Below are 21,456 nucleotides of genomic sequence, written 5' to 3'. Positions count from 1 at the left end.
CGCCCCCCTTTGTGGGCGCGGGCGGGCGACGACGCGCGGCCCCGTTGGCGTAGACATTGAGGGGCAAGCGCGGCGGCGTCCGGCCGGCGCCGCCGCGCTGTGCGCGGCACCTCTGATCTCAGCATCAGACTGCTACCGCAGTTCAGGAGGCCGGGAAAGCAGACGCCCGAGCGTCAACTGTGGTGCTCTCCCTAGCTCCCGCCTCTTCCTCCACGGCCTGGTGCTACCGGTGTCCTTGAAGCCTTCTGGAGCCACTCGGTGCATGGCGGCATGGGACGGGCGCTGACCTAATGTGGGCTGGTCTGTGGTGGGGTGCCCAGGGCAGGCAGCGAGCGAAGCGAGCCCTTGATGAAGTAGGGAAAGTTTGACCGCGCTTGCTCGCGTACCGTGTGTCCGATCCCGGGTGATGCTTGACAGTTCGGTCCCAGCTGATGGTTGACAGTGGCCGTGATCGGCTTTTCTGTGCGCGTCGTTGCGGCGTGTGTGGGGAGGCCGGGATTGGCGCTGGTGGAGTTGTCGGTTGTCGAGCAGAGATACCGGGCTGTCCTGGCGGTGCTGGCGGGTGCGAGCGTGACGGAGGTCGCCGCCCAGCTAGGGGTGTCCCGGCAGACGGTCAGCGGTTGGAAGTCGCGGTATGCCGCCTCCGGTTTGGCGGGTCTGGCGGACCGTTCACGCAGGCCGGTCTCATGTCCACATCAGGTGGCTGCCGAGGTGGAAACGGCGGTGTGCGAGTTGCGGCGCAGCCATCCTCGGTGGGGTCCGCGGCGGATCGCTCATGTTCTGGAGCGGTCCGGGGCGGTGGCGCCGGTGCCGTCGCGGATGACGGTGTATCGGATCCTGGTCCGCCATGGGCTGGTGGAACCGGGAATCCGGCGCCGGAAGCGGTCGGATTACAAGCGCTGGCAGCGGGATCGGCCGATGCAGTTGTGGCAGATGGACATCGTCGGCGGCGTGATGCTGGTCGACCCGATCACCGGGGAGCTGTCCGAGGCCAAGGTCGTGACCGGCGTGGATGACCATTCGCGGTACTGCGTGATCGCGTCGGTGGTGGAGCGGGCGACCGGGCGGGCGGTCTGCGCGGCGTTCGCCCGGGCCTTGCAGAGGTTCGGGGTGCCGGAGGAGGTGCTGACGGATAACGGCAAGCAGTTCACCGACCGGTTCGGGCAGGGCGGGGAGGTGTTGTTCGACCGGGTCTGCCGGGAGAACGGGATCGCGCACCGTCTCACTCAGCCGGCGTCGCCGACCACGACGGGCAAGGTCGAGCGGTTCCATCAGACGCTGCGGCGTGAACTCCTCGATGACTGCGGGGCGTTCGAGAGTATCGGGGCTGCTCAGGCGGCGCTGGATGCGTGGGTACAGGAGTACAACTCCGTGCGGCCCCATCAGGCGCTGGACATGCAGTCTCCAGCCGACCGGTTCACCCCGGTGCCCGAGCAGGAGCGGGACGTACTGGGCCTGAGGGTGCCTGGAGTGCTCGCGCTGGTGCCGCAGCAGCGGACACCTCCTGCGGAACCGGATCCGGCCATAGTGGCGTCCGTGCCGGACGGCCTGCCTGAGCTGGTGCCGGCAGTGGTGCCGGTGGAGCCCGGTGGGCCGGTGGAGTTCGAGCGGGTGGTGCCGGCGAGTGGGAATCTGCAGGTCGCGGGCAAGCAGTTCTGGCTCGGACCGGCCCGCTCAGGTCTGATGGTGACCTTCTGGGCCGACACCTCGGTGATCCATCTGCTGATCGCGGGGGCACGGATCAAGACCGTGCGGTCGCATCTGTCGGTGGCGGATCTGGGACGGCTGGCGGCCCGGGGTGGACGTGCGGCCGGACCGGCGCCGCTTCCGGGCGCTGATGGGGCGGCATTCGAGGTGGACCGGGTCGTGAACAACAGCGGCCTGGTGAGCCTGGGCGGGCACCAGGTGCTGGCAGCGGAAATTCTCGCAGGCCGCCAGGTGAGCATCCGGATCCACGACGAGACATTGTCGTTCTTCGACCCGTCCTCGCGGGAACTGCTGCGGGTGCGGCCCAACTCGCTGACCAGTGAGGAGGTCCGCAGGCTGCGGGGCCTGCGTCCGGCCGGACCGCCGCCGCGTCCGGGTATCGAGCCCGTGCGGGTGCAGCGGCGGGTCAGCGCGGTCGGCACCGTCATGGTCTGCCGCCAGGTCGTCTCCCTCGGCCGCCCCTACGCAGGCCAGACCGTGACCGTCCACGTGTCCGACACGACGATCAGCGTTGAGCTGGACGACCAGGTCCGGATGATCCGGCGCACGACCGACGTCCCGGTCCGTAACGTGAAAGCCAACAAGCCCCACGGGGCTCCCTATGTTGTCTAGGCCCACCGTCAAGCATCACCTGGGACCACAACGTCAGGCATCAGCTGGGATCCGACATGCTCGCGTACCGTGCGCCCTTGTCGGCCAGGAGTGCAGGCTGATGGCATGTCTCCATGGATGTGAGGTCACGTGGGGGTGCAGCTTGAGTGGGTTACGGGTCACGCCGTGGAAGCGGTTCGGGCATGATCGGCTCTACGTGAGCCTCCCCGATGGTGGCAACGCCGCGTGGTACGACCGGAAGACCGGCGAGATCCACGTCTTCATGGAAGACCACAGGGACGCAGTGCTCGATGTGCTTGCTCCCTACCTCACTGGTACGTCAGCTCCGACGAAGGCCGATGCGCCACCGGGAGCCCAACCGGGGTCTCCCCCACCGCCGCCGGAGGATGATCTGGCGCTGAACCGCCCTGGTGATGCTGTGCGCGCCAGGGCCAACGAACTCGCCCCGAGCCGCGTTCGCTACGCCTTGGGGAAGCTTGTAGGGCGGCAGTCCGAAGCTGATAGCTGGATGAAGGGGCTCAAGGGTGAGAAGACGATTGGCGGCGAACTGGAGCGCCTGACCCGAAGAGGTTGGCGAGTGCTGCACTCAATACCCCTCCCGGGCGAGGTGGACATCGATCACTTGCTCCTCGGGCCCGGAGGCGTCTTCTCCATCAACACCAAACGGCACCCCGGGGCGCAGGTTTGGGTGGGGGACGAATCAGTGAAAATCGGCAACAAGCCGTATCCGTACGTGCGGAAGAGCCGTCATGAGGCTCGACGGGCCGCAAAGGCGCTCACACGGGCCTGCGGGTTTGAGGTCGTCGTACATCCGGTATTGGCCTTCGTCGGCACCGCCAAGGTGACTGTGGTCCCGTCGTTAGACGACGTGCGGGTTCTCCGGGATCGTGAGTTTGCGGCACTGGGGCCGATGACTGGCGTCCTGCACCCGTCCACTTTGGATGCGATCTACGCCATGGCACGCAGCCGGCGCACCTGGCTCAGTGCGTGATCGACCCCTGTAGGAGCTCAATTGAGGCGGCTAAGCTGGTGCGAACCAGTCGATGAGTCGGGAGAGTGCTGAGGGGATGGTCACGAAGAAGGCGCAGCTTGAGGACACGATCCGCGGGTGGATTGCGTCTGGCGAACTGGCGCCGGGGGACAAGCTGCCGTCGGAGCGAACCTTGGAGGAAGAGCAAGGCGTCGGACGTACGACCGTGCGCATCGTCCTGGCAAAACTTGCCGCCGAGGGGCTTGTCATGCCCCACCATGGCAAGGGCTACTTCGTGGCCAGTACCGCCAAGACCACTGGGGGGTGAGCGCCGACGTGTCGAATGCTCTGGAGCCATGGCAGATTCACGGCGAGCGGACGCTCTATGACAATCGCTGGGTGAAGCTGGACCTCGTCGATGTCGAGCCACCAGGAGTCAAGCGCTTCGAGCACCATGTCGTGCGCCTCCAACACGTCTCAATAGCCGCTGTCCTGGACGATCAGGACAGAGTGCTGATGCTGTGGCGCTATCGATTCGTACCGCAGACGTGGGGCTGGGAGCTCCCAGGCGGCATCGTCGATGAGGGCGAGGACGCTCACTCGACCGCGCTGCGGGAGGTCGAAGAGGAGACCGGCTGGAGGCCAGACTCCCTGAAGCACGTCGTCACCTATCAGCCCATGGTTGGGATGGTCGACTCCCCGCACGAGATCTTCGTTGGGTGTGGTGCAACGCAGGTTGGGGAGCCAACTGACCTGGAAGAGGCCGGCCGCATTGAATGGGTGCCGCTCGCCGACATTCCAGCGATGATGGCCCGCGGCGAGCTGATGGGCTCGGGCACGTTGGTCGCCCTCCTGCATCTGCTCGCCTCCCGAGGGAAGAGCGCTGCGCCTACAGCATCTGCGTGAGCTGTTCGATGCGCCGTCGGCGCCGAACCGAGCCAGTGCGATTGGCCAGCAGGCGGGCTTGTCGCAGGTGCTCTTGAGCTTGGTCGTACTCTTCGCGGGCCAGATGCGCCTGTGCCAGATCGCAGCGGAGACCCGACTCGGCGCGGATGAACGTCGGGTCGAGCACATCAATCGCCCGGTAGAGGCTGTTCACCGCATCGTCGTCACCTATCAACGCCAGAGCATTTCCGCGCCATCGGGCAAGGTGGCCGCTGTTCAGGAAGATGCTCAACATGTCGGGGTCGCGCGCGTCTTCACCGTCCGGCAAGCATGCCTGCGCCTGTTCCATGGCTCGACGGCAGTCGTCGGGCAGGCCGGCCTTGGCACATAGCTCGGCCTCGGCCGCGTACAGCCAGGAGCGCAGGCGTGGCGACATCCTCTTGCCTCCAGATCGCTGCGCGTCTCGGACGAGATCCACTGCGAGCTGCGGGCGCCCGGCGTCGCAGAGCACGTACGCCTGTTCTGCCATGGCATGGACGAGATACATCGGCTCTTCGGCCTCTTGAGCCGCGCGTTTGCCCAGTTCGTAGTGCCTCCAGGCTCGCTCGACGGCGCCCACATCAAGGGCCTGCCAAGCCGCGAGAGTGGCTGCTCCCGCCAGAGCAAGTGCAACGGGGCGACGGGTCTCCGGGAGCACCGCAAATGTGAGTGCGTCCTCCAGCGTGGCAAGGTGCCCGGTCATCTGGTCCACGAGGCTCGCGGCGCCCATCTGTCGGTCGACGGTTCGCAGTAGCTCGGTTTGATCCATGAACGTCTTCACCATGGTGAGGCTGACGTTGCGGGCTGAATCAATGCGGTTCACCAGCTCGTCGTAGCCACCGACGAAGGCCGGCGGCCCGGGGTCCGTGGGTTCTCCTGTCAGCTCATCATCCGTGACGCCGAGAAGGGCCCTGAGGATCACGGCATATCGCTCGCTGATCGGTCGCCGCCCGTTCTCCCACTCAGAGACGTAGACACGCAGACTCGCTGTCGATGCAACGCCGAGCATGTGCTGTCGGGCATGTCGCTCGATCTCGCGTACCAGCCGCTCCTGTGACCACTCTCGCCGGGTTCGTGCTTCTCGAAGTCCGTTGGTCACCTGTACCGCCCCGCCCGGTAGGTCGCCTGCCCTCCACATCAACGATGCCCGTCGTCCCAGGTCAGGCGGGGTTAACAGTGAGCGAGTTAACCCCTGTTGGCTACCGGGGAGTTGGGAATCGCTGTTCTCTAGAAGTGTCGCAGACAGGCGAGTTGAAGCGCCAAGGATGCGACAGGACTTGACACTGGTGCGCACCAGTTGCACAGTACTGGTGCGCACCAGTTGGGAAACGCAAAAGCCCCGACGGTTCAACCGCCAGGGCTCAGACACCTCAACGCAGGGAGCGGCGCCCTACCGCCAAGCAAGTCGCCGCTCCCGCCCCTCAGACAAGGGAGCTCAATTATGCGTCAGATTCCCGTTGACACGGCGTCGGCGATGGTGATGGTGGCCGTGCCGCCGCAGGACAAGGTGATCAACAAGAAGACCGGTGAGGTCGCTGCCGACCGGGAGACCGGGGAGACGTTGAAGACGGTGGACGTGATGTTCGCCGCGAACGGCAGCGCTGAGGTCATCACGGTGACGGTGCCCGCCTCGGGCGTCTCCGACGAGCTGGCCATGGGCACGCCAGTGGCTCTGACCGGGCTGGTGGCTCGTCCGTGGGAGAACGAGTTCAACGGGCAGAAGCGGCACGGGATCAGCTTCCGCGCGGTCGCAGTAACCTCGCTGGCCGAGGCTCCTGCGAAGGCGGCCTGATCATGACCGAGTTCACGGTCGCGCTCCTGGTGGTCGTCGCTGCCGCAGTGATCCTGCGGTGGCGGCGCCCCGCCTGGTACTGGATGACCTTCGGCGTCACCCTCGCATCCTTACGGGTCCTGGTCCGCTACACCTCCGTCATGGACGCCTGCGGGCTCACCGTCCCGCCTTCCCGCTGGCGTCTGACGCTTGCCCGGCTGACCGGTCGCCCTGTGCCGGAGTGGCGTGCCCCGCGCATCCTGCGTCTACGGCCGACCCGGACCGGCCTGGCCCTGCGGCTCAAGGTCCGGCCCGGGCAGGACGCGTTCGACTTCTCGGCCGCCACGGACCGGCTGCGGCACTCCTTCGGGATGTACGGCGTCACCTCACGTGAACTGCGCTCAGGTGTCGTTGAGTTGCGGATGACCGGCTACGACGTCCTGGCCCGGGTCCAGATGCCCACCAACACCGACCGCGCCCCCATGCGCGTGCCCGTCGCCCTGCGGGAAGACGGCTCCGTTCACTACCGGGACTACCGCACGGTCCCCCACGGGCTCACCCTCGGCGCCACGGAGTCGGGCAAGTCGGTCTACCAGCGGAACCTGGTGGCTGGCCTCGCGCCGCAGGATGTCGCCCTGGTGGGGATCGACTGCAAGCAGGGGGTGGAACTCTTCCCGCTCGCCCGCCGGTTCTCCGCGCTGGCGGACAACCCGGATACCGCGCTGGAGCTGCTGGAGGCGCTGGTGTCCCGGATGGAGGGCGTCTACCAGGTCATCCGATCCGAGCAGCGCATCAGTGCCAGCGTGGATGATGCCGAGATCGCCGCCGACATCTGGGACCTTCCCGAGGACCTGCGCCCGGTCCCGGTCGTCCTCCTGGTCGACGAGGTCGCTGAACTCGCCCTGTTCGCCAGCAAGGAGGAGGAGAAGCGGCGGGACCGGATCATCACCGCGCTCGTCCGCCTTGCCCAGCTCGGCCGCGCCGCGGGGATCTATCTGGAGATCTGCGGGCAGCGCTTCGGCTCCGAGCTCGGCAAGGGCATCACGATGCTCCGCGCCCAGCTCACCGGCCGCACCGCCCACCGCGTGAATGACGAGACCAGCGCGAACATGGCCTTCGGCGACATCGCCCCCGACGCCGTCCTGGCTGCGGTCCAGATCCCGAGCGAGACCCCCGGTATCGCTGTCGCCGGTGACTCCACGGGGGGTTGGGCCCGCATCCGCGCTCCGCACACCTCGATGCGGCAGGCCGTGAACATCTGCAACAAGCACGCTGGCATCACGCCGGAGCTGCCTGAGTTGGCGCCCTTCCGCCCCGCCGTGGCGCCGCTGCCCTCGGCCCGGGTGCCTCTATCCAAGGCCGCTCCCGCTACGGCCTGACCTTCCCCGCACAACGGTCGGCGTGACCGCCTTCGCGCCAGGTCCCTACCCGACCCATGCCTGAACCTGGAGGTGAACTCGTGGACGCTCACGAGGACTTCGAACGCACCGTGCGCCTCCTCAGCGCCCTGGCCCTGTACGCGCACCTGCTCGGCGCCGATCAGGACTTCGTCGCCATGGTGGGCCCGGCCCTGGCCGCGTCCCTGCCCTGCGGCATCGTCCCGCACGGCTACGACCCGGCCAACGACCCCGAAGAGGACGCGTGATGGCCCGGCCCGCCATCCGGCTGGAAGCCGTCCTGGTCCAGGCCGTCATCGCCGGTGCCCTGTCCTTCGCCCACCTGCACGACCTGGCCGCCGCTGCCGGACAGGACGGCTGGAAGGCGTGGGCCTACCCGGTCAGCGTCGACCTGCTCCTGGTCGCTGCCTGGAGGCGCCTCCGCAGCGATGGGCCCTCCCGGCTGGCCTGGTGCTGGTTCGTCATCGCCCTGGTGGCCTCGCTCGGCGCCAACGTCGCCACGGCCGGGTTCCTCGACCTGCAACACTCCCCGGCCTGGCTCCGGTTCGGCGTCGCCGGGTGGCCGGCCCTCGCCTTCCTCGGCGGAACCCTCCTCGCCCACACCAACCACACAGGCCAGGAGCCTGTGGCGGAACCGGTGCCCGCGGCTGCTGAACCGCGCCACGACGAGGTGGAGCCGGTGGCAATGGAGGTCTCGGAGCCTGCGGCAACTCTTCCGGAGCCTGTCGAGATCCCCGCTGCCGAGGAAGTCCCAGAACTTCCCGCCGCTGATCCGGCTCCGCCGGTCCCGGCCGCTCTGGTCGAGCACGCCCGGAAGGTCGCCGACGCCCACCAGGCCCGCACCGGCTCCCGGATCGACATCGACACCCTGCGGGCCCGGCTCGGTGTCCCGCCCCAGCTCGCCGACGCCGTCGCAGCCCAACTCACCTGACAGAAAAGGAGACTCGACTATGCCCCGTCGTGACCACTTCCACTCCGTGATGCGGATCGGCCCGGTGCAGATCGGCACCCACCGCGACCGCCACGGCCGCACCAAGCACGCCGCCGTGTGCACCGCCGACCGCTGCGGCTGGTCCTCGGACTTCACCAGCCAGTCCGCGGCACAGCTCGCCGCCCGCACCCACCGCTGCACCGTCCGCTGAGGAGCAACGACACATGGATGTCCCGCTCTGGCTCGCCCTGATCGCCGTCGGCTACCTCGGCATCAAACTCATCCGCCCGCCCTGGTGGCTCGTCGCCGTGCTCCTCCTCGGCGGCTTCCTCCTGGCCGACAGCCTGCTCGCCCCCGTCATCAACACCGCCATCAAGTAACCCGCATCGAAAGGAGAACCCTCATGCTCCGGCCCAAGGTGCCCACCAACCCGGCCCCGACCGGCATCGTCACCCGGACCGCTGTCGTGCAGCACACGCCCGTACCGACACCGGTAGCGCCGGCGCCGGTCACCGCACTGCCCTCGCGGCCGACGGTTCAGCTCACCCCGGGCGCCCTGGTCGCGCTCGTCGGTGGAGGTACTGCCGTGGTCCTGGTCGTCGGGGCCGTCCTGGTCTCGATGCTCCTCGCGGTCGCCATCACCGCCGCATCGCTCACGATCTGCTCGCTCGTCATCCGCTCGCTCATGAACGCCCAGCAGCAGCGTTGACCGGCTCCCGGGCGGCCTCAACCGCCAAGTCTCCGCCGCCCGGGAGCCGTGCCCTGTCCGAACCACAGATCCGGAAGGAACCACCATCATGACCCAGCCCCGCCCCAGCCGCGGCTCGCGCATGTGCCCGGCCTGTGAAGGCTTCGCTTCCGCCGCGATCACGCTCGGCGGCCGCGACCGCCACGGCAAGCTGCGCACCATCACCGCCCACTGCCCGGACTGCCAGGGCACCGGCACTACCCGCCGCCGCACCCCCGCGCAGGTGGGCGCTCGTGCCTGACACGCTGCTCGACCCGACCACCCTCAGCGACCTGCTGAGGGTGGCCTCGGCGTCCGACTTCCACCGCTGGGAAGAACAGATCCACCGCACCGGCGGCTGCGCCGACCCCATCCACCTCACCGGCTGGACCCTCACCAAAGACCGCACGACCGGCGAGACGCTGCACCACTACTCCACCGGGTCCGAGCCCGGCGGACGCCTCCGGGTCGCCTGCGGCAACCGCCGCGCCTCCCGCTGCCCCTCCTGCGCCTTCACCTACGCCGGGGACACCTACCACCTCATCCGCGCAGGCCTGGCCGGAGACGACCGCCGCAACATCCCCACCACCGTCCGCGACCACCCCCGCGTCTTCGCCACCCTCACCGCCCCGTCCTTCGGACCGGTCCACAACCGGCCTGAGACCGGCCGCTGCCGCTGCGGGACCCGCCACCAGGCCGACGACCCCGCACTGGGCACCCCACTGGACCCCGAGACCTACGACTACGCCGCCGCGGTGCTCTTCAACAACCACGCAGGCGAACTGTGGCAGCGCTTCGCCAACCGGCTCCGCCGCGAGATCGCCGCCCGCGCCGGACTCACCCAACGCGCTCTGACGGAGTCGGCCCGCATCTCCTACGGCAAGGTCGCGGAGTTCCAAAAGCGCGGAGCCCTGCACTTCCACGCCGTGATCCGCATCGACGGACCCGACGGCCCAGACACCCCGCCGCCCTCCTGGGCCACCGTCCAGCTCCTCACAGACGCCATCCACGCAGCAGCGGCCCACGCCTACACCTCGGTGGCCGTGCCCGCGGCCGAGGGGCAGCCGGCCCGCACCTTCCGCTGGGGCACACAGCTCGACGTCCGCCCCGTGAAGGCCTTCGGTGACAGCTCAGACATCACCGAACAGGCCGTCGCCGCCTACGTCGCCAAGTACGCCACCAAAGCGGCCGAGACCACCGGCACCCTCGACCGCCGCATCGTCGAACTCGCCGACCTCGACCGCCACCAGGTCCCCGAGCATGCCCAGCGCCTCATCCGTGCCTGCTGGGACCTCGACCCCCTCTACCCCGACCGGCGGCTGAAGGCGTGGGCTCACATGATGGGCTTCCGCGGCCATTTCTCCACCAAGTCCCGCCGCTACTCCACCACTCTCGGCGAACTCCGCCAGACCCGCGCCGACTACCGCGCCGCCCAAGAACAGCAAGCGCTCGGCTTGGACGCCCGCGAACCGGACACCGTCCTCGTCCTCGCCGACTGGCAGTACGCCGGACACGGCCACACCCCCGGCGAATCCGCCCTCGCCGCATCCATCGCCCAAGACATCCGCACCAACCGAGAAACCGCCCGCGAAGCCCTGCGCGACCAACTCGCCCTGGAAGGAGCCGCAGCATGACCACCGCAACCGCTGAGCTGCTGACCGTCAAGGAAGTCATGGCACGGCTCAAGCTCGGACGCTCCAAGGTCTACGACCTGATCCGCTCCCACCGTCTGGTCTCGATCAAGATCGACGGCTCGCGCCGCATCCCTGCGGACGCCGTCCGAGACTTCATCCTCGGCCAGATCGAGGAGGCCGCCTGATGGCACAGCAGCGCAAACGCAACCCCAACGGCGCCGGCACCATCACCAAGCGCAAGGACGGCCGATACCAGTGCGCCGTGTACGCGCTCCAGCCCGACGGCACCCGCGCCCGCAAGTTCGCCTACGGCAAGACCTGGGCAGACTGCGACGCCAAGCGCCGCGAGTTGCTCGACAAGGTCGACCAGGGCGTCCCCGTGCCCACCCGCTCGGCCAGGCTCTCGGAGTGGCTGCCCTACTGGCTGGACAACGTAATCAAGCCTCGGCGCAAGCTCAGCACGTACGACAAGTACGAGGCTCACGTCCGGCTGTATCTGGTCCCCATGATCGGCGCGAAGCGGCTTGAGTCGCTGGCGGTTGCCGATGTGCGCCGCTTCCTCGTCCAGCTGGAGAACAAGACGACCGCTGCCACCGCCAAGGAGTCTCATCGCGTCCTGCGGACGGCTCTCGCCGCTGCCTGCCGTGAGGAGCTGGTGACCCGGAACGTGGCGAGCCTGGTCGAGCCGCCTCGGGCCAAGTCTCGGGAGTTGAGCCCCTGGACGCTGGAGGAGACGTTGGACTTCCTCGCTGCCGCCCGTAAGGACCCGCTCTACGGCGCCTTCGTTCTCGCAGTCGCCATGGGACTCCGACGGGGTGAGATCGTCGGCCTTCGCTGGACCGACGTCGACCTGGACCAGCGCGTGCTCTACGTCCGGCAGCAGACACAAAGGCGCCGCGGCGTCCTCTACGACGACGACCCGAAAGGCCGGCGCCGTCGGGCCGTGCCGCTCCCGGCCATGTGCATCGCCCCGCTTCGCTGGCATCGGATGCGCCAGGCCGAGGCGAAGCAGCGAGCGGGTGACACATGGAAGGACGAGGGGTACGTCTTCGCCACGCGCACCGGTCGCCCCGTCGAGCCGCGGAACGTCTACCGGTCATTCACCCGCGTCGCCGACTCCGCCGGCCTTCGCGTGATCCGGCTGCACGACGCCCGGCACGGCTGCGCGACACTCCTCACCGCGGCCGGGGTGGCTCCGCGCGTGGTGATGGAGATCCTCGGGCACAGCCAGATCAGCATCACCATGGACGTGTACACGCACGTCGTCCAGGACACCCAGCGGGAGGCCATCAGCCACATGGACCGGCTGCTCAAGAGGCGCCCCGGTCGTGAGTGATCACCGCCGTTGATGTCAGATCTGGATGTCAAAGACCCCCAGCCAAGATCGGCTGGGGGTCTTTCCGCTGGTGCCCCCGGCAGGATTCGAACCTGCGACACCCGCTTTAGGAGAGCGGTGCTCTATCCCCTGAGCTACGGAGGCCGGACGCGGTGGTGGTCGCCACACGTCGCCAGTGCCGGTTCCTGGCTTGCGGGCAGGCGTGCCTGTGGCAGGCCGGGATGGGCACCGGGGACAGCCTAGCGGACCATGGTCGCTCCTTGCTCATGACTCATGGCCGCATGCGCCGATCGCCTGGCTGCCGGGGATCGTCGAGGCTGCTCGCCCGACGGCCGGGCCGCCAAAGATCGTGCCGGAGCGGGAGGTCCGTGGTCATATGGGCATGGGCACGGCAACGATTGAGACTTGCCGCGCCTCATCGGCACAAGCCCCGCGGCGCCTACGGCCGGCACGCCCCGGTCGAGACCTCGGCGGGCCTCGGGGTGCCCCTGCCCCCCGCGCGCCGCCGAAGCGGGATCGTCCGAAACGCGCCGCGGCCTCGCCGTGCTGAAGGGGATCCATCGCGCGGCATTGACCGGTTGCGGAGTCTCTGACTACGGTCAGAGAGTGGATGAGACGCTGATCGCACAGGTGCGGCGATTCAACCGGACGGTCACCGAACGGGTGGGCGCCCTCAACGATCGCTTTCTTGGCCGGGGCCGCCCGATCGGCGAGGCGCGTCTGCTGTGGGAGATCGGGGAAGAAGGGCGCGACGTACGGCAGTTGCGGGCCCAGCTCGGGCTCGACTCCGGTTATCTCAGCCGTCTGCTGCGCTCCCTTCTGGCCGACGGTCTGGTGACCGTCGAGCCGCTGCCGCGCGACAAGCGGGTGCGGACCGTACGGCTCACCACCGCCGGGCAGGAGGAACGCGAAGCGCTCGACCGCAACAGCAACGAGCTGGCCGCCTCGCTCCTCGAACCGCTCACCGAGGCCCAGCGCGACCGGCTCGTCTCCGCCATGGGTGAGGTCGACCGGCTGCTGACCGCGTCGATGGTCTCCGTCGCCGCGACCGACCCCGAGACCCCCGAGGCGCAGTACTGCATGCAGGAGTACTTCGCCGAACTCGGGCGCCGCTTCGACAGCGGCTTCGACCCGGTCCGGAGCATCCCCGCCGACCCCGATGAACTCCGGCCCCCGGCCGGGCTCCTCCTCGTCGCCCATCTCCACACACAGCCCGTCGGCTGCGGAGCCCTGAAGTTCCGCGGTGACGAGCCCACCGAGATCAAGCGCATGTGGGTGGCCCCATCCGCGCGGGGCCTCGGCCTCGGCCGCCGACTGCTCACCGAACTCGAGGCGCACGCCGCCCGCCACGGCCGCAGCCGCGTCCTGCGCCTGGAGACGAACGGTGCGCTGACCGAGGCGATCGGCCTGTACCGTTCGGCCGGGTACGCGGAGGCCGACGCGTTCAACGACGAGCCGTACGCACACCATTGGTTCGAGAAGCGGGTCACCCCGGAGCCGTCGGCGGGCATTAGACCGGGGACTGGTCGCCCTGTTCGGGCCGTTGGGACGCCAGCGGGTCCGCGGCGCTCCGGCCGGTGAGACGGGCGAGTACGTACGCGCCGGCCAGGCAGGACGCCGAGAACCCGCGCCCCCCGTACGCGCTGGCCAGGCAGGACGCCGACAACCCGCGCCCCCCGTACACACCGGCCGGGCAGGACGCCGACAACCCGCGCCCCCCGTACACGCCGGCCGGGCAGGACGCCGAGAACCCGCCCCCCCGTACACGCCGGCCGGTCTCCGGGCGGGGCCCAACGCGTAGGGCATGGCCCGTACATGCGGATGGCGACTACGGCCGTTCGGTTCTCCTCCCCACGTCTCTTTCTCCGTAGGCCCCGAGTCGTACAAAGCGTGGCCCGTAGAGGGATTCGCCTCGATGTCCGCACACGAAAGGGTCGTTCCGTCCCGAGAGTTGACCGGAAGGAACGGCTATCGTGCGGATACGACGCACAGCGCCCCTGCTCGCGGTGGGGATCACGGCGACCCTGATCCCCGCGCTCGCCCCGGCGCAAGCGACCGCGGCGGACTCCCTGGAGCGATTTCGGACCCAGAAGCCCGCGTGGCACCGGTGTGCCGACTCGCTGCCGGCCTCCTATCAGTGCGCGAAGATCAAGGTCCCGCTCGACTACAAGCACCCCACGGGCAAGACGATCAAGGTCGCGATCTCCCGTATCAAGACCAGCGATCCCGGCAAGCGGCACGGCGTGATGCTCTTCAACCCCGGTGGCCCTGGCGGCGAGGGGCTGTCGATGCCGCTGATGATGAAGGAGACGATGCCGAAGAAGCTCCGCGAGAAGTACGACCTCGTGGGCTTCGATCCGCGTGGTGTCGCGCAGTCCAGCCCGGTGGGCTGCGGTCTGTCCGAGAGGGAGCAGAACGTCGAACGCCCCTACAAGTCCGAGACGTTCGACCGTGACGTCTCCTGGGCGCGCAAGGTGGCGGACAAGTGCCGCGCCAAGGCAGGCGACAAGCTTCCGCACATCACCACCCGCAACACCGCCCGCGACATGGACGTGATCCGCAGCGTCCTGGGTGAGAAGAAGATCTCCTACCTCGGCTACTCGTACGGCACCTACCTGGGCGCCGTCTACGCGCAGATGTTCCCGCAGCGGACCGACCGCTTCGTGCTCGACAGCGCCGTCGATCCCGCCCGGATCTGGCGCGGCATGATCCAGGTGTGGGCCGAGGGCACCGAGCCGGCGTTCGACCGGTGGACCCGGTGGGCCGCCCGCCGTAACAGCACCTACAAGCTCGGCGCCACCCCCGCCGATGTACGGAAGACCTTCTTCGCCCTGGTCGAACGGGCGGAGGACGAGCCGATCGAGTACGACGGCGACAAGGTCGACGGCGACACGATCCGCGCCATGACGCGGCCTCAGTTCTTCAGCCCCAAGGAAGCCGCCACCACGGTGCGCGACCTGAAGAAGGCGGCAGACGGGGCGCACGTGCGGCGCGCCGCCCCGGAGCCCGAGGGACCGGCCGACAACGGCAACGCGTCCTTCCTCGCCGTGGTCTGCGGTGACACCGCCGCTTGGCCGCGCGACCCCGAGCAGTACCGCCGGGACGCCGTTCGCGAGAAGGCCAAGTACCCGCTGTACGGCGACTTCGGCTCCAACATCATGCCGTGCGCGTTCTGGGACAAGCCCGCCGAGCCGGTCACCCCCATCGACACCACCGAGGGCGTGATGGTCGTCCAGAACCAGTGGGACTCCCAGACGCCCCTGACCAGCGGCCTCGGAATGCACCACGCCCTGAAGGGCTCGCGGCTGGTGTACGTGAAGGGCGGCGAGGGCCACGGAGTGTACTCCGGGGACCCGGCCATCTGCGCGAACCGCGCGGTCAACGCCTATCTGGGCACCGGCAAGCTCCCGGCGGAGAATGTGACCTGCAAGGCGACGAGCGCGCAGAACCGTGAGGCGGCCGAGCGTCCGGGCCCGGCGCCGAAGCGCGTTCCGGCTGTGCCGGGCCGCTTCTGAGGTCCGGCGCGGCTCGACGAGTCACCGCGCCGAGCCGGCGCACCGCTCCACAGCGGCGTGGGTCTCCGTCACCGGCGGAGGCCCACGCCGTACGTGTGCCGGTACGCGAACCGCGCACGGTACGTGTGCCCGTACGGCCTTCCGTGCACCGTACGTGGCGCAGTGGTCGTCCGGCTCCCGGTTCCCGTACGGCCGTTGGCGGGGGCGATGGGCGAGGAGTGACAGAGCGAGGAGTCACGACGCCAGGAGTCACGACGCCAGGAGTCACAGGGCCAGAAGTCACGGGTCAGGAGTCACGGGGTCAGGGCCGGGTGACCTTCACGCGGTAGTTGCCCGAGGTGTCCCGGCGCAGGACTTCGACCGTGACACCGCTCGCCCGGTCGGACATCCTCTGTCCCGCCGCGAACGTCGCGTCCGTCAGCTCGGCGTTGATGTTCGGCTGCTGCGCGCAGCCGCCGCTCGACGGGTTGCCGTCCTTGACCGAGACCGGACCGTCACCGCTGCCGACGCCCGTGTCCAGCCAGTAGACCAGGACCCCGGGGCGGCAGACCGCGGCGTCGTTGCCTCCTTGTGTCCGGACCTCGATGCCGTAGCCGGTGCGCTCGGAGACCGGCACGTAGAGCAGTTTCGTGCCCCCCGTGCGGGCCAGGGGCGTGAGGGTGTGCTCGGTGCTGCCGCTGCCCGTGGCGCAGGCCACCTGGCCGGCGCGGAGCCAGCCGAGCTTGTGCTTGTGCCAGGCCAGGAAGTCGTTGTTGGCGCCCCAGTCCTCGGACATGATGTCCCAATGCCCGGCTCTCCCACCGCCGTTGGAGGTGTAGAGGTCGGGAAGGCCGAGGGCGTGGGCGTTCTCGTGCGGCAGGACGCGGTAGGCATTCTCCAGCCCGATCGTCGAGCCGTCGTCCTGGCGGCTGTAGACGAAGGACATCTGGCGCAGCGGGACACCGTCCGCCTTCGGCGCGTCCTGGAGTCCGGCGAAGGTCACGGACAGCACGGTGTCCAGCGCGGAGGGCCCGGCGTTGGGGGTGACGAGGATGTTGACCAGGTCGTACGCGGCGAAGTCCACCCGGCTGTCGGCGGCCTTGGCGATGTCCCGGACGAGGTTGCGGTAGCCCGGCTCGTAGCTGACCCCGCGGTCGATGCCGTACGCGCTGAACGGCCGCGGCATACGGAGCCAGTCCCGGACCGGGGCGTGCGCCTCGTACGACAGGGCGCCGTACGAGCTGGTCCTGTACCAGTCGGCGGTCTCCGGGAAGAACTCGGCCAGACGCTCCTTGGCTGTGCCCTCGCCCGGCGCGTCGGAGAAGTCGATCATGAGGTTGAGGGCCCGGAGCCGTCCGGTGGAGGGCACGTGCCTGGGCGGGGTGGGGATGCCCTCCGACATCTGGACACCGGAGACGGCGGCCGGGGAGCAGGGCGCCCCTGGCGCCGCACGGGATACGGGGGTGGGGCCGGAGGCGCCGAGGGAGGCGGTGGCCGTACCGGCGGCCGGCGCGGTGAGGGCGAGGGCGCTGACGGCGAAGAGCGCGGTACCGCGGCGTGGTCTGCGCAGCCGGCGGCCCGGGCGTATGTGGGGCCGGGTGGTACCGCTCGATGCGGCGCGGTGGGTGGTGCGCGAGCGGGTCTCGCGTATTCGGGGGCGGGTGGGCTTCATGGCTGTCCGCCTTCCGGTCCGGGCAGCCGTCCTCCCCGACTGCGCCTGTCCGATCACGGTGCGGCGCCGACCGGGCCGGTGGCGCGCGGGGTGCCGCCGGACGGGGGGAGTGCCTGCGCCGTTCGGGCGGCTTGCGACTCCGTATGGTTACGAGTCGCGTGCGGAGGGTTATGGCGCGGCGCCCGCACAGATCGCGTGAGGGACGTCACAAGGCTTGTCGAAATATCCGGGGAGTTCTTCCCCGTTTGGATCAGTGTCCGTACGAACCGGGGAGGCTTTCCCCGGTTCCGTTCCGGACGCCCAGGAGTGCGCGACCGAGCGGCTACGAGGGGCCGAGACCCGGAACACCTCGTACACCGCAGAGCCGCACCGCCCCGAGCCGTACGACCCCCAAGCCGTACGACCCCCGAGACCGTAGACACCACACACCGCGACACCACCCAGACCGCAGACCACCCAGACCACAGACACCACCCAGACCACAGACACCACCCAGACCGCAGACACCACCCAGACCGCAGACACCACCCAGACCGCACTCACCACCCAGACCGAAAGGAGCGTCATCGTGGGCCGCACCACCGTGAAGAGCCACGAGCCCCGACTGCGGGCGGACGCTCTGCGCAACCGGGAGCGGATCATCTCCGCCGCCCGCGAGATGTTCGTCGAGCAGGGGGCGGACGTGCCGATGGATGAGGTTGCTCGCCGCGCAGGCGTCGGCAACGCCACGCTCTACCGGCACTTCCCGGACCGCCGCGAACTGATCCACCGCGTGGCCCTGCACGTGATGGAACGGATCACCGGCCAGGCGGACTCGGCGCTCACCGAGGGGGCCGACGCGTTCGAGGCGCTCCGGCGCTTCGTGCACGCGGCCGCCGACGAGCGCATCGGCGCTCTGTGCCCGCTGATCTCGCAGGCGGGGGACACCGGGGACCACCCCGAGACCGTGGAGGCCGGTGAGCGCTTGGAGCGGGCCATCAACTCCCTGATGGAGCGGGCGCGTTCGTCCGGACAGCTCCGACCCGACATCGCCGTCGGCGATCTGATCGTCGCGGTCACCCAGCTCACCCGGCCGCTGCCCGGCGACGGTTGCGCGCATTTCGACGGGTTCGTTCACCGCCATCTGCAACTGCTGCTGGACGGACTGCGCGCCCCGGCGCGTTCCGAACTGCCCGGCTCCGCCGCCACATTGGAGGACCTCCGGCAGCGTCCATGAATCCTGCGCCGCTCCCGCGGCGCAGTCCCTCTCCCCCGTCCGCGGCCCCGCCCCTTCCGGCCCCGACCCCTTTCACATCCCTTATTTTCACGTCCCTTTTTGATCTTTCCTCATCACGAGACAGGCACCGTCATGCCAGAAACAGCCAGTTCCGCCTCTCCCTCCGCGCCCGCCGCAGTCGCCCCGCCCGATCCCGGGCGCTGGAAAGCTCTGGCCTTCATCGCGATCGCCCAGCTCATGGTCGTCCTCGACGCGACCATCGTGAATATCGCCCTGCCCTCCGCCCAGGCCGACCTCGGCATATCCGACGGCAACCGGCAGTGGGTCATCACCGCCTACGCCCTCGCCTTCGGCGGACTCCTGCTCTTCGGCGGACGCGTCGCCGATCTGTGGGGCCGCAAGCGGGCCTTCGTGGTGGGACTCCTCGGCTTCGCCGCCGCCTCCGCCCTGGGCGGCGCCGCGGCGAACCCGGCGATGCTGCTCGGTTCCCGCGCCCTCCAGGGCGCCTTCGGCGCTCTGCTCGCACCCGCCGCCCTCTCCCTGCTCGCGGTGATGTTCACCGAGGCGAAGGAGCGGGCCAAGGCATTCGGCATCTACGGCGCCATCGCGGGCGGTGGCGGCGCCGTCGGGCTGATCCTCGGCGGGGTGCTCACCGAGTACATGGACTGGCGCTGGACCTTCTTCGTCAACATCCCGTTCGCCGTGGTCGCCGCGACCGGCGCGTACTTCGTCATCCGCGAGCCCGAGGGCGGCCGCAACCGTTCCCGGCTCGACGTCCCCGGCGTCGTCCTGGCCACGCTGGGCCTGGTCTCACTGGTCTACGGCTTCACCCGCGCCGAGTCCGACGGCTGGACCGACTCCCTGACGGTCGGCCTGTTCGTGGCGTCCGCCGTGCTGCTCGCGTCTTTCGCCCTCGTGGAGTCCCGCGTGAAGGCCCCGCTGCTGCCGCCGCGCGTGGTGACCGAGCGGAACCGCGGCGGCGTGTACGCCTCGCTGGGCCTGGCCGTCATCGCAATGTTCGGTCTGTTCCTCTTCCTCACCTACTACCTGCAGGTCGTGAAGGGATACACGCCGGTGACCACCGGCTTCGCCTTCCTCCCCATGATCGCTGGCATGATCACCGGCTCCACGCAGATCGGCGCCCGGTTGATGAACCGCGTCCCGCCCCGCCTCCTCATGGCGCCCGGCTTCCTGGCCGCCGCCACCGGCATGCTGATGCTGACCGGGCTCGAGGTCGGCAGCTCGTACGCCTCGCTCATCCTGCCCGCGCAGCTTCTGTTGGGTCTCGGCATGGGCACGGCGTTCATGCCGGCGATGAGCATGGCCACCTACGGGGTCCAGCCGCGCGACGCGGGTGTGGCCTCCGCGATGGTCAACACCTCGCAGCAGGTGGGCGGCGCGATCGGTACGGCACTGCTGAACACCATCGCGGCGAGCGCCACCACCGCGTACGCCGCTTCGCACGCCGCGGGCGCGACGAGCCGGGCGGCCGCGGAGGCCCTGGAGCTCCAGTCGATGGTGCACGGCTACACCGCGGCGATCCGGTGGGCGGTCGGCATCCTGGCCCTGTCCGCGATGATCGCCTTCGCCTTCGTCAACACCCGCGGCCAGGGCGGCACTGGGCCGGTCACGGGATCGGCGGAGGATACGGACGCGGAGGCCGACGAGGATGCGGGGGTGCCCGCACCGGTTCTGGCGCACTGAGCATGCGCCGGCCCGCGCGCGGCACCCGGTCATGGGTCACCCGCGCTGAGCTGTGCATCCCGCCCCGGTGCGCGCCCGGTCAACCGGGCGTCCCCGGGGCGGAGTTCGCCGCGCGCGCCACGGCGCGCGCGGCGTCCGTACGCGGTCGCTCATAGCACGGGCACGGCGCCAGCGGGCACGATCCGTGACGAATGAGCCAGTTGTGGGAAGCGCTGCGAAGAACCGGGGCGATGAGCACACTGAGTACATGACTCATGACGCTGGGCGAGTGCCGCCCGTACCCGAGCATCTGGTCATCAAGGTGACACACCGGGACGACCCAGTATCGGCCGTGACCGAACACGACGCGTGGGAGGCAGTCGATGCCTTCCCGTATGTGGCGGGCATCGGGCCGGTGTTCGGCTGCGCCGAGGAGTTCCGGGGGCGTTGGAGGATTTTGACGCTGGGCGACGGCTTCCCGCAGACGGCGCGGGATTCCCTGGGCGCGCACTTCCGCTTGCTGGCCAAGGAGGCCGACGAGTCGGGAGACGGCGGCACGGCGGCCGAGCTGATGGCGGCGGCCCTGCGGCTGGACTGGGAGGTCGTGAACGAACTGACGGTCGCCAGGCGGCGGTTCCGGATCATCCGGGCCGACCAGTTCACGCGGATGGGAGACGACGGACCCGAACCGCCGCGCCCCACCGACCCGGACACGGAGCCTGCGGGCGGGAGCCGTCCGTCCTCACGCCGTACGAAGGGGTTCCTCATCGATCCCGCGGCCGCGACGGGCGTCAGCGACGGACTGCTGCGGCTCGAACTGCTGCCGCTGGTCTACACGTCCGCGACCGTCCCGCCCGCGGTCCGCGCCGATTCGCTGCGGGCCCTCGACACCCATCCGGGCGGTGTCCTGCTGCCGACCGAGTTCGCCGTGGCCGAGGAGGTCGGGGGCCGCTGGCAGCCGATGGCCGCGGCCGGCCCGGCACCGCAGACCGCCCGCGACACGCTCGCCTTCTACTTCCGTGAAATGGGCCCGCGCATTCTGCGGCTGGACGATGCGGAGCAGGCCAAGTTCGCGCGGGCGGCCGACCGGCTCGACGCCGACCGCACCGACGAGGTCGCCGTGCTGGGCCGGCGGTTCCGTGTGGTCCGCGTCCAGCAGTTGGTCCGGGTGGGCCCCGACGGGCCGGAGCCGCCCCGTCCGTCCGACTACGACCCCTACCCGCCGGCGGAGGTGCAGGCGCAGCACCTCCGGGAGGAGGGGGCTCTCGACGCGGATGACGAGTGAGTCGAGCGGCGGCCGTGCGCAACGGACCACTGGGATCCGTCCCGATTGCGGTCCTGACGGGCACCAACAGCGGCCGCGCGCCCAGGAGTCCGGGCGC

22 protein-coding genes and 1 tRNA gene are annotated in these 21,456 nt (G+C 69.6%); 20 read left to right on the top strand and 3 right to left on the bottom strand.

The features are described from left to right. Nucleotides 1-498: 498 nt before the first annotated feature. From AB0M26_RS00720 to AB0M26_RS00705, 4 genes are all read left to right on the top strand, one after another. Nucleotides 499-2,319 (top strand): IS481 family transposase, encoded by a 1,821-nt coding sequence (locus AB0M26_RS00720; protein ID WP_365252971.1) that lies wholly within the window; start codon nucleotides 499-501, stop codon nucleotides 2,317-2,319. A gap of 196 nt (nucleotides 2,320-2,515) precedes the next feature. Continuing rightward, the gene (locus tag AB0M26_RS00715; RefSeq protein WP_365252267.1) at nucleotides 2,516-3,310 is read left to right on the top strand and encodes a nuclease-related domain-containing protein; all 795 of its coding nucleotides are present in this window, start codon (nucleotides 2,516-2,518) and stop codon (nucleotides 3,308-3,310) included. A gap of 76 nt (nucleotides 3,311-3,386) precedes the next feature. Continuing rightward, nucleotides 3,387-3,617, top strand: coding sequence for a winged helix-turn-helix domain-containing protein (locus AB0M26_RS00710; protein WP_365252264.1), 231 nt, complete (start codon nucleotides 3,387-3,389; stop codon nucleotides 3,615-3,617). Then, nucleotides 3,614-4,195, top strand: a complete 582-nt coding sequence (locus AB0M26_RS00705; protein WP_365252261.1) for an NUDIX hydrolase — start codon at nucleotides 3,614-3,616, stop codon at nucleotides 4,193-4,195. The genes AB0M26_RS00710 and AB0M26_RS00705 overlap by 4 nt, the downstream gene beginning before the upstream one ends. Here AB0M26_RS00705 and AB0M26_RS00700 read toward each other — a convergent pair. After that, nucleotides 4,179-5,222, bottom strand: coding sequence for an XRE family transcriptional regulator (locus AB0M26_RS00700; RefSeq protein WP_365252968.1), 1,044 nt, complete (start codon nucleotides 5,220-5,222; stop codon nucleotides 4,179-4,181). The genes AB0M26_RS00705 and AB0M26_RS00700 overlap by 17 nt on opposite strands. 432 nt (nucleotides 5,223-5,654) lie before the next feature. On the opposite strand from AB0M26_RS00700, the gene AB0M26_RS00695 reads away from it, so the two are divergent. From AB0M26_RS00695 to AB0M26_RS00645, 11 genes are all read left to right on the top strand, one after another. Beyond that, entirely contained in the window at nucleotides 5,655-6,005 is a 351-nt protein-coding gene (locus tag AB0M26_RS00695; RefSeq protein ID WP_365252258.1) for a hypothetical protein, read from the top strand. Nucleotides 6,006-6,007: 2 nt separating this feature from the next. Continuing rightward, on the top strand, nucleotides 6,008-7,363 hold the full coding sequence (locus AB0M26_RS00690) for an FtsK/SpoIIIE domain-containing protein (RefSeq protein ID WP_365252255.1): 1,356 nt from the start codon (nucleotides 6,008-6,010) through the stop codon (nucleotides 7,361-7,363). Between the two features lie 80 nt (nucleotides 7,364-7,443). After that, entirely contained in the window at nucleotides 7,444-7,629 is a 186-nt protein-coding gene (locus tag AB0M26_RS00685; protein ID WP_365252252.1) for a hypothetical protein, read from the top strand. Continuing rightward, nucleotides 7,629-8,312: a DUF2637 domain-containing protein gene (locus tag AB0M26_RS00680; protein WP_365252249.1), complete on the top strand. Its 684-nt coding sequence runs from the start codon at nucleotides 7,629-7,631 to the stop codon at nucleotides 8,310-8,312. Before AB0M26_RS00685 ends, AB0M26_RS00680 begins: the two co-directional genes overlap by 1 nt. 19 nt (nucleotides 8,313-8,331) lie before the next feature. Further along, nucleotides 8,332-8,523, top strand: coding sequence for a mobile element transfer protein (locus AB0M26_RS00675; RefSeq protein WP_365252246.1), 192 nt, complete (start codon nucleotides 8,332-8,334; stop codon nucleotides 8,521-8,523). Nucleotides 8,524-8,536: 13 nt separating this feature from the next. Next, on the top strand, nucleotides 8,537-8,692 hold the full coding sequence (locus AB0M26_RS00670; protein ID WP_365252243.1) for a hypothetical protein: 156 nt from the start codon (nucleotides 8,537-8,539) through the stop codon (nucleotides 8,690-8,692). A gap of 23 nt (nucleotides 8,693-8,715) precedes the next feature. Then, nucleotides 8,716-9,021 carry a SpdD-like protein gene (locus tag AB0M26_RS00665; RefSeq protein ID WP_365252240.1) on the top strand — a complete coding sequence of 102 codons (306 nt, stop codon included), beginning with the start codon at nucleotides 8,716-8,718 and terminating at the stop codon, nucleotides 9,019-9,021. Between the two features lie 88 nt (nucleotides 9,022-9,109). After that, nucleotides 9,110-9,301 carry a hypothetical protein gene (locus AB0M26_RS00660; RefSeq protein ID WP_365252237.1) on the top strand — a complete coding sequence of 64 codons (192 nt, stop codon included), beginning with the start codon at nucleotides 9,110-9,112 and terminating at the stop codon, nucleotides 9,299-9,301. After that, entirely contained in the window at nucleotides 9,294-10,673 is a 1,380-nt protein-coding gene (gene repSA, locus AB0M26_RS00655) for a replication initiator protein RepSA (RefSeq protein WP_365252235.1), read from the top strand. Before AB0M26_RS00660 ends, repSA begins: the two co-directional genes overlap by 8 nt. Further along, a complete protein-coding gene (locus tag AB0M26_RS00650; protein ID WP_365252232.1) occupies nucleotides 10,670-10,858 on the top strand; it encodes a helix-turn-helix domain-containing protein in 189 nt (62 codons plus the stop codon). Before repSA ends, AB0M26_RS00650 begins: the two co-directional genes overlap by 4 nt. Continuing rightward, nucleotides 10,858-12,009, top strand: a complete 1,152-nt coding sequence (locus AB0M26_RS00645) for a site-specific integrase (RefSeq protein ID WP_365252229.1) — start codon at nucleotides 10,858-10,860, stop codon at nucleotides 12,007-12,009. Before AB0M26_RS00650 ends, AB0M26_RS00645 begins: the two co-directional genes overlap by 1 nt. A 68-nt stretch (nucleotides 12,010-12,077) precedes the next feature. Here AB0M26_RS00645 and AB0M26_RS00640 read toward each other — a convergent pair. Further along, nucleotides 12,078-12,153, bottom strand: a tRNA-Arg gene (locus AB0M26_RS00640). Nucleotides 12,154-12,615: 462 nt separating this feature from the next. On the opposite strand from AB0M26_RS00640, the gene AB0M26_RS00635 reads away from it, so the two are divergent. Beyond that, nucleotides 12,616-13,590, top strand: a complete 975-nt coding sequence (locus AB0M26_RS00635) for a MarR family winged helix-turn-helix transcriptional regulator (protein WP_365252226.1) — start codon at nucleotides 12,616-12,618, stop codon at nucleotides 13,588-13,590. Nucleotides 13,591-13,982: 392 nt separating this feature from the next. Further along, nucleotides 13,983-15,524 (top strand): alpha/beta hydrolase, encoded by a 1,542-nt coding sequence (locus AB0M26_RS00630; RefSeq protein ID WP_365252223.1) that lies wholly within the window; start codon nucleotides 13,983-13,985, stop codon nucleotides 15,522-15,524. A 301-nt stretch (nucleotides 15,525-15,825) separates the two neighbouring features. Here the strand turns inward: AB0M26_RS00630 and AB0M26_RS00625 are convergent, their stop codons facing one another. Next, nucleotides 15,826-17,175 carry a M6 family metalloprotease domain-containing protein gene (locus tag AB0M26_RS00625; protein ID WP_365252221.1) on the bottom strand — a complete coding sequence of 450 codons (1,350 nt, stop codon included), beginning with the start codon at nucleotides 17,173-17,175 and terminating at the stop codon, nucleotides 15,826-15,828. Nucleotides 17,176-17,743: 568 nt separating this feature from the next. On the opposite strand from AB0M26_RS00625, the gene AB0M26_RS00620 reads away from it, so the two are divergent. The 3 genes from AB0M26_RS00620 to AB0M26_RS00610 all read left to right on the top strand — a co-directional run bounded on the left by AB0M26_RS00620 (nucleotide 17,744) and on the right by AB0M26_RS00610 (nucleotide 21,359). Next, a complete protein-coding gene (locus tag AB0M26_RS00620) occupies nucleotides 17,744-18,391 on the top strand; it encodes a helix-turn-helix domain-containing protein (protein ID WP_365252218.1) in 648 nt (215 codons plus the stop codon). 132 nt (nucleotides 18,392-18,523) lie between these two features. Next, nucleotides 18,524-20,095, top strand: a complete 1,572-nt coding sequence (locus tag AB0M26_RS00615; protein WP_365252215.1) for an MFS transporter — start codon at nucleotides 18,524-18,526, stop codon at nucleotides 20,093-20,095. Nucleotides 20,096-20,342: 247 nt separating this feature from the next. Beyond that, on the top strand, nucleotides 20,343-21,359 hold the full coding sequence (locus AB0M26_RS00610) for a DUF5954 family protein (protein ID WP_365252212.1): 1,017 nt from the start codon (nucleotides 20,343-20,345) through the stop codon (nucleotides 21,357-21,359). Nucleotides 21,360-21,456 lie beyond the last annotated feature (97 nt).

Origin of the sequence: Streptomyces sp. NPDC051776, from assembly GCF_040681345.1 — a bacterium.
Classification (GTDB): Bacteria; Actinomycetota; Actinomycetes; order Streptomycetales; family Streptomycetaceae; genus Streptomyces.
This window is presented reverse-complemented; position numbering and strand designations above follow the sequence as displayed.